The organism is Bradyrhizobium sp. AC87j1, assembly GCF_002936975.1.
GTDB lineage: Bacteria > Pseudomonadota > Alphaproteobacteria > Rhizobiales > Xanthobacteraceae > Bradyrhizobium > Bradyrhizobium shewense.
In genome coordinates this window covers 1-1,486 of record NZ_PTFE01000237.1, presented here as the reverse complement: position 1 = coordinate 1,486, position 1,486 = coordinate 1, and the positions used below count along the sequence as shown (strand labels likewise).

Below are 1,486 nucleotides of genomic sequence, written 5' to 3'. Positions count from 1 at the left end.
TGATATGGCATACAGGCGGAGTTCGACGCTGCGATCAACAATGTTAAAGCGGCGATTGATAGCGCCAACAGCGAAGGGCAAATGGCAGTGATTTCGTTGCAAGGACTTCTGGATAAGCTCAATCAGGTCACTGAATTGACATCTAACGTTCTGTCGAAAGACGAAAAGGCCAAGGAGGCCGTCATTGGCAATATTCGATGATGGGCTAGTATTGACCGCTGCCAGCAGCTAATCGCTGTTGCAATACAAAAACGTCACAGGACGGGTCAGCAGGATGCGGTCAATCAATTGGTTGATAGACCCATACCCGCGCAGTGATCTCGCGTGGCGCTGATAAGCGCAGTTAAGTGTAGAGCTAAGGCGGCCAATTGCATGGCGAAGGTCCTTCGAGAGCGAGTACGGTGCATCGCAGATACGCTATTGCTCCAGGCTGGTAGGGGGACGATAGCGAGAGTCGGCACGGTCAAGCTCGTCGTATTTCAATAATTCGAACACCTCGTCCAGCGTTTGCGATGTCGGTTTCTATGCTGGTCGTATTCTCCTCGGTTAAGATACGATGGCAGACCCGCCTCATCGCCGCTAATGGAGCTCGCATGGCATGATTGGCCCAGATGACCGTGGAGATGCGTGCTTTCCGATACTCAGAGGCCGGTGTTCGATAGTACTTCGTTGGAACAAGCACAACAGGCAGCCGGTTCCGCCACGCGTGCGCGAACGAAAGGATTTCATCCGCGCTGCTCTTACGTGAGTGAATGAGAATAGCATCGTCTTTCACTGCCCGAAGACGGCCGGAGAATTCGGCAGTATCGGCAAGAGGATGCTGCTCTCCTATCAGCGAGTTCGTCGTAAGCGGCAAAGAGACCCCATCTGGCAGATTGGCGGAGAGATCGGCTATCGGCTGCGGAGTCTGTGAGCCGATGTGAGCTTCTATGTCTGCGCCTAGTTCTGAAACTAGAACCTTCCATATGATCGAAGCGGTCGCCGAGCGTCTTGAGGGAGCGCCGCGGCAGCTTCGGCGACGCTGGTCGGACGAGTTCAAGGCGCAAGTTGCGGCAGAGGCGCTGGAGCCCGGCGCGAGCGTATCGGCGATCGCCCGCCGGATCGGCATTCACCCTTCGCAACTGTTCGCCTGGCGCCGCGATGCGCGGGCCGAGCGGCATTATTGCTCGCGGCACTCGAGTGATGCGGGCGCAGTGGCGTCTATGACGGGTGCAGTGATCGAGATTGCCATTGGCGAGGTGGTCGTGCGCGCCGGCCGGCAGGTCGAGGAGGCACATTTGCAGCGGGTGATCCGGGCGGTCCGATCGGCATGATCCCCTCTGGTGTGAAGGTGTTCCTGGCCAGCCATCCGGTCGACTTCCGCAATTATGCGGAGCCCACGATTATGCGGAGTGTGCGGCCGTTCAATCCGAGACCCACTTCGTTATCAACAGTTTAGTTCCTGCTGCCCTCTTTCTCACTCCGCATAATCTGAGGCCTCCCTTCC

The 1,486-nt window shown here is 57.0% G+C and carries 1 protein-coding gene and 1 pseudogene; one reads left to right on the top strand and one right to left on the bottom strand.

Annotated features, from left to right (window positions below; genetic code table 11):
• Window positions 1-417: 417 nt before the first annotated feature.
• Window positions 418-841 (bottom strand): annotated as a pseudogene (locus CV770_RS41045) (beta/alpha barrel domain-containing protein); the annotation flags it as partial.
• 124 nt (window positions 842-965) lie between these two features.
• On the opposite strand from CV770_RS41045, the gene CV770_RS43995 reads away from it, so the two are divergent.
• Window positions 966-1,313 carry a transposase gene (locus CV770_RS43995; RefSeq protein WP_283811416.1) on the top strand — a complete coding sequence of 116 codons (348 nt, stop codon included), beginning with the start codon at window positions 966-968 and terminating at the stop codon, window positions 1,311-1,313.
• Window positions 1,314-1,486: the final 173 nt, after the last annotated feature.

Excerpts from the sequence above, each read along its gene's own strand:
- CV770_RS43995 (WP_283811416.1), top strand. The coding sequence starts at position 966 with ATGATCGAAGCGGTCGCCGAGCGTCTTGAGGGAGCGCCGCGGCAGCTT.